Source organism: Streptomyces sp. 6N223, from assembly GCF_052246635.1.
Lineage (GTDB): Bacteria > Actinomycetota > Actinomycetes > Streptomycetales > Streptomycetaceae > Streptomyces.
This window is the reverse complement of the sequence record NZ_JBQQCA010000003.1, coordinates 87,117-100,343: the sequence shown is the minus strand read 5'-3', so window position 1 is coordinate 100,343 and position 13,227 is coordinate 87,117. Positions and strand designations below refer to the sequence as shown.

The 13,227-nt window shown below is 70.4% G+C and carries 12 protein-coding genes and 3 pseudogenes; 6 read left to right on the top strand and 9 right to left on the bottom strand.

All coding sequences use genetic code 11. The features are described from left to right. Positions 1-71 precede the first annotated feature (71 nt). The 4 genes from ACTWQH_RS03420 (at position 72) to ACTWQH_RS03405 (ending at position 3,851) form a co-directional block, all read left to right on the top strand. Complete coding sequence (locus ACTWQH_RS03420; protein WP_443284775.1) at positions 72-1,169, top strand: LacI family DNA-binding transcriptional regulator; 1,098 nt, start codon at positions 72-74, stop codon at positions 1,167-1,169. Positions 1,170-2,647: 1,478 nt separating this feature from the next. Beyond that, positions 2,648-3,280: a DUF2637 domain-containing protein gene (locus ACTWQH_RS03415; protein WP_443284774.1), complete on the top strand. Its 633-nt coding sequence runs from the start codon at positions 2,648-2,650 to the stop codon at positions 3,278-3,280. Positions 3,281-3,337: 57 nt separating this feature from the next. After that, on the top strand, positions 3,338-3,628 hold the full coding sequence (locus ACTWQH_RS03410; protein ID WP_443284773.1) for a hypothetical protein: 291 nt from the start codon (positions 3,338-3,340) through the stop codon (positions 3,626-3,628). An 85-nt stretch (positions 3,629-3,713) separates the two neighbouring features. Continuing rightward, a complete protein-coding gene (locus tag ACTWQH_RS03405) occupies positions 3,714-3,851 on the top strand; it encodes a hypothetical protein (RefSeq protein ID WP_443284772.1) in 138 nt (45 codons plus the stop codon). Positions 3,852-3,893: 42 nt separating this feature from the next. Here ACTWQH_RS03405 and ACTWQH_RS03400 read toward each other — a convergent pair whose 3' ends face one another. The 4 genes and pseudogenes from ACTWQH_RS03400 to ACTWQH_RS03385 all read right to left on the bottom strand — a co-directional run. Further along, positions 3,894-4,910, bottom strand: coding sequence for a hypothetical protein (locus tag ACTWQH_RS03400; protein WP_443284771.1), 1,017 nt, complete (start codon positions 4,908-4,910; stop codon positions 3,894-3,896). A gap of 105 nt (positions 4,911-5,015) precedes the next feature. Next, positions 5,016-5,909: a helix-turn-helix transcriptional regulator gene (locus ACTWQH_RS03395; protein WP_443284770.1), complete on the bottom strand. Its 894-nt coding sequence runs from the start codon at positions 5,907-5,909 to the stop codon at positions 5,016-5,018. Between the two features lie 54 nt (positions 5,910-5,963). Then, positions 5,964-6,312, bottom strand: a pseudogene (locus ACTWQH_RS03390) (SDR family oxidoreductase); the annotation flags it as partial. Continuing rightward, positions 6,257-6,514: pseudogene (locus ACTWQH_RS03385) on the bottom strand (hypothetical protein); the annotation flags it as partial. The pseudogenes ACTWQH_RS03390 and ACTWQH_RS03385, both read right to left, overlap by 56 nt. Here ACTWQH_RS03385 and ACTWQH_RS03380 point away from each other — a divergent pair. Next, positions 6,501-7,265, top strand: a pseudogene (locus ACTWQH_RS03380) (IS630 family transposase); the annotation flags it as partial. The pseudogenes ACTWQH_RS03385 and ACTWQH_RS03380 overlap by 14 nt on opposite strands. Before the next feature lie 138 nt (positions 7,266-7,403). Here the strand turns inward: ACTWQH_RS03380 and ACTWQH_RS03375 are convergent. Beyond that, the gene (locus ACTWQH_RS03375; RefSeq protein WP_443284769.1) at positions 7,404-8,111 is read right to left on the bottom strand and encodes a TetR/AcrR family transcriptional regulator; all 708 of its coding nucleotides are present in this window, start codon (positions 8,109-8,111) and stop codon (positions 7,404-7,406) included. A gap of 174 nt (positions 8,112-8,285) precedes the next feature. Here ACTWQH_RS03375 and ACTWQH_RS03370 point away from each other — a divergent pair, with 174 nt between their 5' ends. Then, the gene (locus ACTWQH_RS03370) at positions 8,286-9,149 is read left to right on the top strand and encodes an NmrA family NAD(P)-binding protein (RefSeq protein ID WP_443284768.1); all 864 of its coding nucleotides are present in this window, start codon (positions 8,286-8,288) and stop codon (positions 9,147-9,149) included. Positions 9,150-9,303: 154 nt separating this feature from the next. Here ACTWQH_RS03370 and ACTWQH_RS03365 read toward each other — a convergent pair whose 3' ends face one another. The 4 genes from ACTWQH_RS03365 to ACTWQH_RS03350 all read right to left on the bottom strand — a co-directional run bounded on the left by ACTWQH_RS03365 (position 9,304) and on the right by ACTWQH_RS03350 (position 13,213). Further along, the gene (locus ACTWQH_RS03365) at positions 9,304-10,242 is read right to left on the bottom strand and encodes an extracellular catalytic domain type 1 short-chain-length polyhydroxyalkanoate depolymerase (protein WP_443284767.1); all 939 of its coding nucleotides are present in this window, start codon (positions 10,240-10,242) and stop codon (positions 9,304-9,306) included. Positions 10,243-10,338: 96 nt separating this feature from the next. Further along, positions 10,339-11,160: a PaaX family transcriptional regulator gene (locus ACTWQH_RS03360; RefSeq protein ID WP_443284766.1), complete on the bottom strand. Its 822-nt coding sequence runs from the start codon at positions 11,158-11,160 to the stop codon at positions 10,339-10,341. Between the two features lie 69 nt (positions 11,161-11,229). Next, complete coding sequence (locus ACTWQH_RS03355) at positions 11,230-11,685, bottom strand: MaoC family dehydratase (protein WP_443284765.1); 456 nt, start codon at positions 11,683-11,685, stop codon at positions 11,230-11,232. Between the two features lie 19 nt (positions 11,686-11,704). Beyond that, on the bottom strand, positions 11,705-13,213 hold the full coding sequence (locus ACTWQH_RS03350) for an acyl-CoA synthetase (protein WP_443284764.1): 1,509 nt from the start codon (positions 13,211-13,213) through the stop codon (positions 11,705-11,707). Positions 13,214-13,227 lie beyond the last annotated feature (14 nt).

The window sequence follows — 13,227 nt, the reverse complement described above, 5'->3', positions numbered from 1 at the left end:
GGTCGCGCGGGATGTGAACGGTAACAGCGGTTTGATAGCGCTTTCAAGACGCGTGCTGATAGCGTTTTCAGATGGACGTGGAGAGGGACTCGGACATGGACTCGGAGAGGGACTCGCGACGCCGCGCCGCCGCCGGGACGGCCGAGGTGAAACGCCCCGCCACCATGGCCGATGTGGCGAAGCTGGCCGGCGTGTCCGTGCCGACGGTCTCGCGGGTGCTCTCCGGCGCCGCCCGGGTCTCCCCCCTGAAGCGGGAACGCGTCGAGGCGGCGGTCAGCGCGCTCGGCTTCCGCCCCAGCGCCGCCGCCCGCATCCTCGCCTCCCGCCGGCCGAAGGCGATCGCCGTCGTGGCGGGCGACACGTCGAAGTACGGCTACGCGGAGACGATCAGGGGTGTGGAGGCGGCTGCGCGCGCCGAGGGCTTCGCGGTCGCGATCATCGTGGTCGAGAGCCCGGACGAGGAGGAGGTCGGCCGCGCCCTGCGGCTCGTCCTCACCCAGGCGATCGCCGGGGCCGTGGTCCTCAAGTTCGACCCGCCGGGCGTGCGGGCGCTGCGCCGGATGCCGCCCGACCTGCCGGTCGTCGCGCTCTCCGGCGTACGGCAGACCGGCGTACGGCAGGCGGTGCTCGACGAGGCGGGCGCCGCCGAGGAGCTGGTCAGCCATCTCCTCCGGCTGGGGCACGCCACCGTCCACCACCTCCCGGTCCCGCCCTCCCGGCGCGAGGGCGACGGGCGGACGACGGGCTGGCGCCGCGCCCTGCGCGCGGCGGGCGCGCCCGTGCCGCCGCCGCTGGCCGCGACGTGGTCGCCGCACGCCGCCCGCGAGACCGGCCGCGAGCTGGCGGCGGAGACGGACGTGACGGCGGTGTTCTGCGGGAACGACGAGCTCGCCATGGGCGTGATCCGCGGCCTCGCCGACGCCGGGCGGCGCACCCCGGAGGACGTCAGCGTCGTCGGCTTCGACGACCACCCGCTCGCCGCGCTGTGGACGCCGGCGATCACGACGGTCCGGCAGGACTTCTTCGGGCTCGGCGAGCGGGGCTTCGCGCTGCTGATGGGCGCGGTCAACGCCACCTCGAACAGGCGGTTCTCCTCCGAGCGCCCCGAGGTCGTGATGCGGGAGAGCACGGCCCCGCCCCCGCGCCCGGCGCCGCGCGCGGGGCACTGACAGCCGTTCCGTCCCCCACCAACGCCCTATCCGCCCCGGGACCACCACCCCTCGACGGCGTCGAGTCCACCCCCGCCCTCTACGCCCGGCGTTCCCCGGCGTGCCGGGGGAGCGGATACGCGCCGCGCTGACCGGTCCCGCGCCCGGGGCGGCGTCGTTCCTCCGTGGTGCCGCCGCTGCTGGGGCCACACCTTCTCTTTAGGAGGTGTCAGCACACGCCGCACCGGACCCTCGGGCGCAACCCCACATGTCCCCTCACCGACCCAACCTCGGGAACGTCTCTCGCCACCAACGCCTCCCGGTTTCCAACGAACCACCCCACCGTCCCGCACCCCCACGTCTGGGTGCCGGGCCTCATTCAGGCTGTCCGGAATCGATGGACGCGGTCGCTGTGAGGGCCGAGATCGGTGGCGAAAACCACGCGGATGAGGGGGCCGAGCGGGGGGTCCGCTCTTCGTCCGGTCGGAGCTGTGCTCCACGACGATTTCGCTGGTCACAGGCACCTTCGGTGACGTTCGACGTCGTTCTCGCCATCGGTGAGGAGGAGCGGACGCGCTGCGGGGGCTCCAGCGACAGATCGTGCTGGAATCATGACATGGGTTCAACAGCAACGGAGACGCACCCGGACGGCTTCTTGCGGCCGCTCGAAACCCAGGAACCAGAACCCGAACGGGTGGGGCCAAAAGCGGGGGAGGAGGTGCTTCCGGTGCGCTGACACGGCTGATGTTCATCGGCCGTACCTGGCCGCGCGCGGGCACGGGCGTGGCCACGAACGTTTCGACATCCCCGTGCCCCGGGACGGCGGCATCCAGGATTGCTCGCGCTGGCGGAGCGGGGTGAGCACCACTTCGATGCGGTCATCTGCGAGTTCCATCGAGCGGGTAGCGCGGCGCACGTACTTCGGCACGCTCATCGAGCACCGGCTGGAGGCCGCCAGCGTGCCGACAAACACACGAACAGTACCCGCTGCCGAGTGATCATCTGTGAAGACACGCTCGACGCCACCGTACGCACCGCTGAAGAAGCCATGGACCCACCGCCCCGGCTGGCGGGGTTTCGCTTCCCATCTGTGTGTGCGCCCCCGGCAGGAGCCGCAACAAAGGGGTGGTCGTGTCACACTCCCGCTGACCTGCGCAGACGCGCTGATCGTGCGACATGCTACCCATCTGCCGAGGACCCGCGATGTCGGCTGATCGGATGGTTGAGTTTCCCGCTACTAGATGTGCGCGGGTTCGAGTCCCTGAGGGGACGCCACGAAGATGGTCGCACCCCTGACCTGCGAATTCAGCCTGGCCGCCTGGTGATCGAGGGGCGGTTCCAGCCTGCGGTGGTGAAAGGGGGAGCGTAATGGTTGTCTCCGCATCATCGCGCGGCGGAGCCGCACCGATGGCATCCCTTGAGCACAAGGTGGCCCTGCGCTGCGTGACGGCGATCATGGGAGCGGTGATCGGCTGACGTTCCTGTTCGGCTTCGGCAATGTGCTGGCGCTGGGACTGCGGCTGGGGGTGCCTGCCTATGTCGCCCCGCTGGTCGCGCCAGCCGTGGACCTTTCAGTCCTCGGATTGCTGCTTGGGGTCCGGTACCTGGCGTTGAACGGTGCGTCGCGTGAACAGATACGCCCCGCCCGCCGTCTGCTGATCCTGGCCAGCGTGATGACGTTGGCATTGAACGTGGCCGAACCGCTACTGGCGGAGGAGTACGGCAAAGCGGCCTTCGACGCGGTGGGGCCGCTGCTGCTCATCGGCTGGGCAGAGGTCGGGCCCGGCTTGCTCCAGGCGATCAGCACGACAGGGAGGGCCGCGGAGAAGAAGACGGAGTCTGACGTTGATGCGCGGGTCAACGCGCCAGCGCCTCGTGCGACGCGGCCTCGTATCGTTGCTGAACGAGAGAGCCGCGTCAGGCACGAGAAGACTGCCGGGATTGACCCCGAACTTTTGCAGCGCGCGCGTTGGGAGGACGCCCGTCACCGCGAGGCGCTACAGAGGCCGATCTCCGCCGAGACGCTGAGGAAGCGCATGGGCATCGGAGCCAAGAAGTCGCGGGCCTTGGTGGCCGCAGTCCGTTCCGAACGCGAGCAACAAGACAGCGCGAAACCTCCGAATGTCAATTAAAGGCGAGATTGTTAATTCTCCACAGAGAATTGAAATGAAGAGTCGAATTCCTGTCGGGTGACCGAAAGCTGGCTTGCTGAAATAGCCGACGTGATGGTGCCGACCGGGCTGGCGTCCGAGGAGATCGACTCAGTCGGCGGCATCGTAGTGCGATCACCTTGGTCGACCCTGCGCTGTCTTCGCGAGGACCTCGGCATCCCCCTGCCCGCGGTAACGGTCCCGCTGGATGAGCTGAACCACCCGTTGATCGCGAAGACGGCCGGAACCACGGCGTTCGCACCCGTCGGCAACGCCCTCCTGGCGACCAGCGCAGGGCTCTCCGCTCTGGTCCTACGAGCCGGGCGGTGAGCCGTCCGCTCCCACCGCCCTGGGCACGACCGTCTACGTGCGCCCGCCGCCCACCTCCACGCCGTCGACACCAATGGCGACCCCTGTGGGACGTGGAAATCGGCAGCGCCGAAGCAGTGGCAACGGCGACGTCCACCTCCACCGCCCGCTCGCCCACGGACAGCGGATCTACACCCCCACCAGCTCCGGCATCGCCGCCGTCGAGATCACCGACGCCGGCTGAAAGCGGTTCGGCGTCACAGGCGCCCGGACCCGCGGAGACGCGTCAGCACCGCCGCAGTTCCGCGAGCATCAGGGTCGGGTCGTTCCCGGCCAGGTTGGCGCCGTTGGTCACATAGGCCCGATTTCCTCGAACGGCCACGGCCGTGGTCCCCTGCATGCCGTCCTCGGAGTCCAGCAGGGTCTCCTGCGCGCCGTCCGCGCTCACCCGTACGAGCTTGCTGCTCTGGTTGATCGCGGCGAGGATCTCGGTGCCCCGACCGGTGAAGTCGAAGTCGTCGATGCCCTCCAGCCCCGTGGCCCGGACCTCGGCGCGGCCGGAGCCGCCGTCCCCGGTCACCGGGATGCGGACGATGGTGCCGCGGTCGGAGTTGCTCGCCCACACCGCGCCGTCGTGGATCTTCATGCCGTTGGCGCCGAAGAAACCACCGGGCGCCAGGGCCGGGTCCGCCGACCACACGGACGCCGCTCCGCCGCGCAGCGGGGCCTGCCAGATGCGCCCGCCGGTGGAGTCGGTGACCAGGAATCGGTCCCGCCTGCCGTCGATGACCAGGGCGTTCGGGAATGTGTCGGCAGGCAGCGGCACGACGAGCCGGGGCTCACCGGAGCGACTGACCTGCCAGATCCCGGTCAGCCCGCCCCGCCCGGAGGAGTAGAGGACGTACAGGGCGCCGCTGTCCGACCGGGCCACCCCGGTGACCACAGGGCTCCCGACGACCGGGGTCGTGCCGCCGCCGCCCGGAGGCAGCGGCAGGGTGGCGAGTGCCTGGACGGCCCCGTCCCGCGCGACCCGCACCATCTGGCGGGCGGGGATCATGCCGATGACCACGCCGCCACCAGGTTCCAGGGCGATGCTCTCGGCGACCTGGCCCGCGGCCCGGTCGAAGTGGGCGAGGACGAGTACGTCGCCCAGGCAGGTGCCGGCAGCGTGGTCGGGGTGCGTCGGGGTGGCCGCGAGGGCCGCCGGGGCAGCCGCCGGGCCCGCGGTCGCCGCGGCGAGCAGGGCGGCGAGGCCGAGCGCGGTGGCGCGCCGCCGCAGCCCGGTGGGTCGCTGGGGGGACATGACGGTCTTCCCTTCGGTCGTGTGGGATGGGGAGGGTCTCCCGGGCAGGACGGGGCGCCCGGCGGCCCGCGTGGGGCCGTCGGTGTGCGTGCCGACGGTGCCGGGCTAGCCCGGGGGGTGCCGGTCCGTTCGCGCTTCGCCGCGTGGGTCGGTGGTCCCGGACGGGGCGAAGCGTTCCTGGCCGAGCACGGCCAGCAGCTCCAGCTGGGAGACCGCGGCGCTGCCCGGGGCGGGTGAGTACACGATCAGGCGCTGGTCCTGCCGGGCCGTCGCCAGGATGTCGAAGTCCAGCTCGATGAGCCCGACCGCGGGGTGCAGGATGCGCTTGCGGTCGCTGCGACGGACCGCGACGTCGTGCTGGGCCCAGAGCTCGGCGAACTCCCCGCTCTCCGCGCGCAACGCCCCGACCAGCGTGCGTGGCACGGGATCCGCCGGGCGGACCGCGAGCGTCGCCCGCAGGTCGTCCACCTGCGCACGGCTCTCGTGCTCGTGGTCCTCGGCGGGATAACGCCCGCGCATCTCCGGGTCGGTGAACCACCGGTAGGTGCAGCTGCGGGCGAGGCCGCGGAAGTGGGTCTGCTTCCCCACCAGGGCATCCGCCATCGGGTTCTGGGCGAGGACGATGTTCAGGTCGGAGGCGACCAGGGCGGGCAGGCCCTGTACCCCGTCCAGCAGCCGGAGGAGGCCGCGGCTGACGTGCTCGTCGCCACCGATGCGAGGCGGAGCGTGGTGACCGGCGAGGCGCAGGAGATGGTCGCGTTCGTCGATCGTCAGCCGCAGCGCGCGGGCCAACGCGGTGAGCATCGTGACCGACGGTTGCGGGCCGCGTCCCTGCTCGAGCCTGGCGTAGTAGTCCGGTGACATGCCGGCGAGCTGGGCGACCTCGAAGCGTCGAAGCCCCGGCGTCCGACGCCGCCCCCAGGCCGGAACACCGACGTTCTCCGGCTGGAGCAGCGCACGTCGGCGTCGGAGGAAGTCTGCGAGGTCGTTGCGTTCCATGCTCTCAGGATGATCCTCGTGTGGCGGGATAACCAGGACTCGTCGATCCCACCTTCATCGGACTTCTCGGACGGACGATGATCGCTCAGCGAGGCTGCCGGGCTCGCCCGCTTGGGCGAACACGGCCAGCCAGGCGGCGGCGATCTCTTCTGGGCACCCGAGCCGACCTAGCGGCGCACGCGTCGCCAGGTGCTGGGGTATCGGTCGGTCCTGGCGTGATGGTGTTGACCCGGATGCCGCGACCCTTGAGTTCGTTGGCCCAGGTCCGGGAGAACGATCGGGGGGTGAACAGCGTGCCCCGGACGTTGATGCCGAAGAGGGTGTCGAAGTGCTCTTCGGTGACCTGCTCAAGGGTCGCGAACGCGGCGACGGACGCGTTCGCCAACAGGACGTCCAGGCCCTGTCTCCCCGACGACTCCGGGCGTGGAGTCCGTGGCCTTCTCTTCGCCTGGCGTAACAACGGCTGCTCCCGCGTCCGAGAGCGGTTTCCAGCGAGCCGTCGACCACGGCGACCTGCCTCCGGCGACCGATCCGGGGTTGCCGCTGGCCTCGACCGCCCGGCGGATGCGGGCGTTCACGCTCTCGATCGCGTTCGTCGTGCAGACGGCCACCACCCGCCCGGCCAAGCTCGGCCAGCCCTTCACCCCTTGGTCCATCGGCAAACTCGCCGCCTACCTGCGGAAAACGCACGGGCGCGTCATCCGTATCGGCCGCGAGGCGTTACGGTGTCTCGCCCGCTGCGGCATCACCTTCCAGCGCACCAAGACCTGGAAGGAGTCCCCCGGATCCCGACCGCGACGCCAAGCTCGACCGCAGCGAGCAGGTCCTGGAACGCTTCCCTGACCGGGCCTTCGCGTTCGACGAGTTCGGGCCGCTCGGCATCCGCCCCACTGCCGGGTCCTGCTGGGCCGAGGAAGGACACCGGAGCGGCACCCCGCCACCTTCCACCGCACCCACGGCATTCTCTACTTCCATGGCTGCTACTCGGTCGGCGACGACACCCTGTGGGGCGTCAACTGCCGCGGAAAGGGCACCGCGAACACCCTGATCGCACTGAAGTCGATCCGCGCAGCCCGACCGGACGGCGCCCCGATCTACGTCATCCTGGACAACCTGTCCGCCCACAAAGGCGAGTAGATCCGCCGCTGGGCGAAGAAGAACCGGGTCGAGCTGTGCTTCACCCCGACCTACGCGCCTCGGGCCAACCCCATCGAGGCCCACTTCGCGCCGCTGCGGCAGTTCACCGTCGCCAACTCCCACCACACCGATGTCCTCGCCGTTCAACGACGCGAACGCGCCGACATCCGCAGTGAGAGGGGAATCCGCTGGGGCGGCAGACCCGCTCTTGCCGCGTGAGGGCCTCCGGTCACAGCAACACTCACGAGGCGCTTTCGGAGGTCCGGGCACGGGACAGTGTGCGTGCCTCGGTCTGGTTTCCAGAAGTGGTGGTCGAATACCTTGCCATCGTGGCCAGGGCCGTAGCGCGGTGGTGGATCAGCGTTGCAGCCACTCGTCGAGAAGTGCGGCCTCAGCTTTGCTGAGGCTGGTCAGTTTCGGCAGGAGGGTGCGGAAGGCCGCAACGACGGCTGCCGGGTCCTGGGTGGGGACAGCGGGCTCATCTGCGAGGATGGCGCGAGCGATCGCGTCGAAGGCGGCGTCGGCCAGGTGCGGGTCGCTTCGCTCTGGTGGCAGGGTCAGCAGGGTGTGGACGGTTCCGGCCCCCGCTGCGCGGATGAGGTTGACGGCGCGTTCCTCGCTCACCCGAAGCCGCCCGGCGGCGGCGATTCTGTGCACCCGCTCGGCAAGGATCTGCACACCCTTGACCTGTGCCGGGGTGTCGCGTGCGCGGGCCGGGTCGAGCAGCAGGCCGTAGACGTACGGGTTGGCCAGGCCGAAGCTGATCTGCGTGTTCCATCCGGCGCGGAGGTCTTCCACAGGGTCGTCCGAGGGCGCGGTGGTCTGCTTGCTCGCCACATGTTCGGCGAAGACATGCTCCGCGGCGGCATCCAGCAGGTCGTCCTTGTCCTGGAAGAAGCGGTAGAGAGCAGGAGGCTGCAGCCCGGCCTCGTGAGCCACGCGGCGCGTGGTCACCGCGGCCGGACCCTGGTCGCGCAGCAGGGCGGCCGCAGCCTTCACGATGCGGTCCCGGGTGATGTCTCGCCGCTGCGTGTTCGGTGCCATGAAGACGATGGTATCGCCCATGCGTGACAGGTGATGTTATCGATGATATTGCCACCTCTCCGCACGGGTGGCCTGTGTGAAGATACGGTCCAGCCGCCCAGTCTCCGGATGATCTCACACGGGCGCAACCAATGGAATTATCAGTGATACCATTACTTCAGTTCCGTTGGAAACATCATCAGACTGGAGCCACCGATGCTGATTGTCACGGGAGCCACCGGCCGCCTCGGGGCGCTGATCGTCAACCGCCTGCTGGAGCGGGTACCGGCCGGCAGGATCGGTGTCAGCGTGCGCGACGTGGGCAAGGCCGCCGACCTCGCCGAGCGCGGCGTCCGAGTCCGGGCGGGGGACTTCACCGAACCCGGCAGTCTCAAGCACGCCTTCGAGGGTGCCGAGCGCGTCCTGGTCGTCTCCGCGGCCATCCGAGGCGGCGGCGCGCTGACCGCCAACAGCGCGGCCATCGACGCGGCACGGGAAGCGGGCGCCCGACGCATCGTGTACACCAGCCACCAGGCCGCCTCTCCCACGTCGCTCTTCCCTCCGCAGAAGGTCCACGCGGCCACCGAGGAGCACCTCAAGCAGCAAGGAGTCCCCTTCACCGCCCTTCGCAACGGGTTCTATGCCTCGACCCTGGGCTACTACATCGGCGCGGCACTGGAGACCGGCACGCTCGCCGTGCCGCAGGACGGCCCGGTGTCCTGGACGGCACACGAGGACCTGGCAGAAGCCGCGGCCTCCGCCCTGACCGAAGACGGAGCACTCGAGGGGATCACGCCGCCGCTGACAGCCCCCCACGCGCTGGACTTCGCCGACGTTGCCGACATCCTCAGCCGCATCACCGGCCGGACCATCACCCGAGTCGTCATGGACGACAACGAGTGGACATCCGCAGCAGTCGCCGGCGGGATGCCGCGGCCGGCCGCGGAGTTCTCCTTGAGGATGTTCGCCGCATCCCGCAATGGCGAGTTCAACACCACCAACCCCACGCTGGAAGCCACCATCGGCCACCCCGCGAAGACCGTCCACGAGGCATTGGAGGCCGCCGTACACTCCCGGTAGGCCGACCAGCCATTGTTTCTGGCGGGTCGACCCGCCTGCACCGGGTTCCCATGCCGGGTGCGTGTCCGCGACTCCGTCGGACCGCCCGCCGCGTGACGGCTCGTGCCCCGGGGCGGCGGTCCGGTGGGTGTTGGCCCGCCGCCCCGGGGCCGGGTCAGGCGCCGTCGATGCCGAAGAACGCTATGGCCGCGGCGGCCATGCCGCTCATGGGCAGGCTGTGGCCGGCGCCCTCGACGCTGATGGCCTCGACCTGCACGGTGCCGCCGGAGTCGGCGAACTGGTCGCGCATCCAGCCGGGCTGCGGCTGGTCCGACGAGGTCGGGGTCTGGCTCAGCTCGGCCACGTCGGTCCACTGCTCGACCGCTTCCTGCTGGAGCTGGTACGGCACGAGGGGATCCGCGGTGCCGTGCCACAGCTGGACCCGGGGGCGGGGCCCGGTGTACTCCGGGTACGCCCCGCGGACGGCGTCACCCCACTCCTGCGGGGTCTTGTCCATGCTGCCGTTCACGCACTGGCTGGTCTGCGGCGGGAAGTCGGCCTCGTTCGCGAAGCAGGTGAACGGAACCCCCATGAACGACGCCCCGGCCTTGAACACGTCCGGGTAGACGGCGAGCAGGGCCTGGGTCTCCATGCCGCCGGACGAACTGCCCGTGGCGAAGACCCGCTCGGGGTCGCCGCCGTACTGCTGCTCGGCGTAGGTGACCATCGAGACGATCGACGCGGGATCGCTGCCGCCGCCGTGGGTCTTGGACTCCGGTGACCACACGTCGAAGCAGTTGCCCATCGCCGTCTGCTTCGTCGCGGTCGGGTAGATGACGATGAAGCCGTGCTGGTCGGCCAGCCCGTTGAACTCGCTGGACCCGGCGAAGCCCGGGCCGTTGCCACCGCAGCCGTGCATGGCGACGACGATCGCCGGGCTGGCGGGAGCGGAATCCGGAACGTACACGTGCATTTGCAGATTGCCGGGATTGTCGCCGAAGTCGGTCACCTCGACGAGTTCGGCGGCGGATGCCGATGTCGGGAGAGCGAAGCCGGCGAGGGTGATCAGCAGGCCGCTGGCAATGGCGGCGAGTGCGGCTCTCAAGCGAGTCATGCTGCCTCCTGTGAGATGCAGCCCCCAGGAGAACGTTAGACGTATCTCCGACGACCGTCTATGAGCTGTCCAGCATTGGCCGAAGGGTGCCGTGCCTCAAGGGTCCGGGATGGTCGCAAGCCACGCCGCGGCCAGCTCGTCCGCGGTGCCGACCAGCTGCGACTGCAGGGCGCGGAACAGCTCCTGTGCCCGCAGCCCCGGCCACTCCGGCGGCAGCAGAGCGAGCGGCAGCCGCGGGTCCTGACGGATCAGCAGCAGCCACTCGGCGGTCAGCAGAGTGCGCCGCGACAGCTCGTCGAGGTCGCGGAAGGCGTTGTCGGACCAGCGGTCGAGGAAACGCCGGTAGCCCTCGGCGATCGTGGGCAGGTCCCACGCCTCCCGGGCGATCCGCGCGGGATCGGTCCACAGCGCCGCCTCGGCCCGGAAAACCTCGGCGTGGTCGAGCAGGTCGAGCTCGGCCAGAGCGGGCGAGACGTCGGTGTCCCACGGCGAGACCCACACTCCGCTGCGCAGCGGCGCGAAGCCCTCCCAGCCCAGCCGGGTCCGCAGCGCGTGGCGGTCCGCGCGCCGCGTCTCCGGCACCGAGAACGCCAGCAGCGTCCAGCGGCCGTCCCAGTCCCGGTCGACGACATCGGCCTCCAGCCTGCGCTGGCCGTCGCGCAGCACCTCGACCGCGCGCGGCGTCAGCCCGAGGAACACCTCACGGCCCCGGCGTACCGACCGCAGAAGGTCGCGCCGCGCCATGCGGGCCACCGTGGCGCGCGTGGCGTGCTCGCCGACGCCCAGCCGGTTCAGCACCGCGATGAGGCTGCCGGTCGACACGGCCACGTCATGGCCGAGCACCTGATCGCCCACGAGGGCGAGCAGGAGCGTCTCGGGACGCGGGACGTGCCCGTTGCCATCGTCTGGCGCGTCCACTGCCCTCCCACGGTGTGCCCCGGTCCGGTCGGCGGAATCGTACATCTCCGGGGACGCGGTGGGCGGGCGTCAGGCGTAGAGGCGGGTGATGCTCTGCAGCGCGGCGGCCGGCTTGTCGCTTCCCTCCATCTGGATCGTCCCGTCGACGACGATCTGGACGCCGCCGGGTACGTCCTCGGCGGACGCGAGAACGGCGGCCAGCCGGAGGCGGGAGCCGACCGGCACGGGCGAGGGGAAGCGGACCCGGTTGAGGCCGTAGTTGACCTTGCTGGTCACGCCCTTGACGTCCAGCAGTTCGGTGAAGAGGGGGATGAAGAGGGACAGGGTGAGGAAGCCGTGGGCGACGGGGGCGCCGAAGGGGCCGCGCCTGGCCCGGTCCGGGTCGGTGTGAATCCACTGGTGGTCGCCGGTGGCGTCGGCGAAGGTGTCGATCCGCCGCTGGGTGATCTCGATCCACTCGCTGACGCCCAGGGAACGCCCGGCGAGCTCCTTCAGTTCGTCCAGGCCGTTGACGGTGACGCCCATTTCAGGTCCTCCTTGGTGGTCAGCGCGTGCCGTACAGCTCACGGACACGGGGCTTGAGGAGCTTGCCGCTGGCGGTGCGCGGCAGCTCGTCGACGATGATGACCGACTTGGGGATCTTGTACCTGGCCAGGCGCCCGGCCAGCGAGGCGAGCACGGCGGCCGGGTCGAGGTCCACGCCCTCGCGGGGGACAACGACCGCGCGAGGCACCTCTCCCCAGGTGTCGTCGGACGTGCCGATCACGACGCAGTCGACGATGTCGGCGTGGGTCAGCAGCAGGTTCTCGATCTCCGCGGGGTAGACGTTCTCGCCGCCCGAGATGATCACGTCCTTGATGCGGTCGACGATGTAGACGTAGCCGTCGTCGTCGACGCGGGCGGCGTCGCCGCTGCGGAACCAGCTGCCGTCGGCGAAGCAGGCCGCGGACGCGTCGGGTTGCCGCCAGTATCCGGTCATCACGTTGGGGCCGCTGATCAGGACCTCGCCCGTCTCACCGGTACTGACCGGGGTGAGGTCGGGCCGGACGACCCGTATCTCGGTGAAGAAGTGAGGGACGCCCGCCGAGCCGGCCTTGGCGACGGCGTGCTCGCGGTCGAGGAGGAGCGCGCCGGGCGCGGCCTCGGTCATCCCGTAGCCCTGTTGGAGGGCCAGCCCTCGCTCCCGGTAGGCGGCGATGAGAGCGGCGGGGACGAACGAGCCGCCGCAGGTCAGCGTGCGCAGCGAGGACAGGTCGGCCTGGGCCCAGCGGGCGTGGCGGGCCATCAGGTCATACATGGTGGGCACACCGAACAGGAGCGTCATGCGGTGCTGCTCGATCAGGTTCAGCACAACGCCGGGATCGAAGGACTCGACCAGGAAGCACGTGCCGCCCTTGAGCAGGACGGGCAGGGCGAGCATGTTCAGCCCCGCGCAGTGGAACAGGGGCGCGGCGGCCAGAGCCCGTTCGTCGGCGGCGAGGTCGAGGTCGATGAGGACGTTGATGGCGTTCCACGTCAGGTTGCCGTGCGTGAGCATGGCGCCCTTGGGCGAGCCCGTGGTGCCCGAGGTGTACATGATCAGGCAGGTGTCGTCCCGCTTCACCCACTCGTCGATCGGCTCGGCGGACGCCGTGGCCAGCAGACTCTCGTACGCGGAACCAACGCCCAGGTACGTCCGCACATCGGTGCCGGTGCCGCGCAGTTCGTCCACGAGCGTGGCGTGAGACGGCGCGTACACCAGGGCCGTGGCGCCGGAGTCTCGCAGCTGGTAGGCGATCTCGGGGGCGGCCAGGCGGGTGTTGAGCGGGACGAACACCGCGGCCAGCGCGCTCGTGGCGAAGAGCGTCTCCAGAAACGAGGGGTGGTTGGGCCCGAGATAGGCGACGCGGTCGCCGTGGCCCACGCCGAGGTCGCGCAGGGCGTGGGCGAGCCGGTTGGTGCGCTCGTGCAGCTCGGCGTAGCTGATCTGCCGGTCGGCGTGGACGAGCGCGGTGCGGCGAGGGGACATGCGGGCGCGGCGCGCCGGCCAGGATCCCAGTCCCTCGTTGCGCATCGGTGACACCTCCC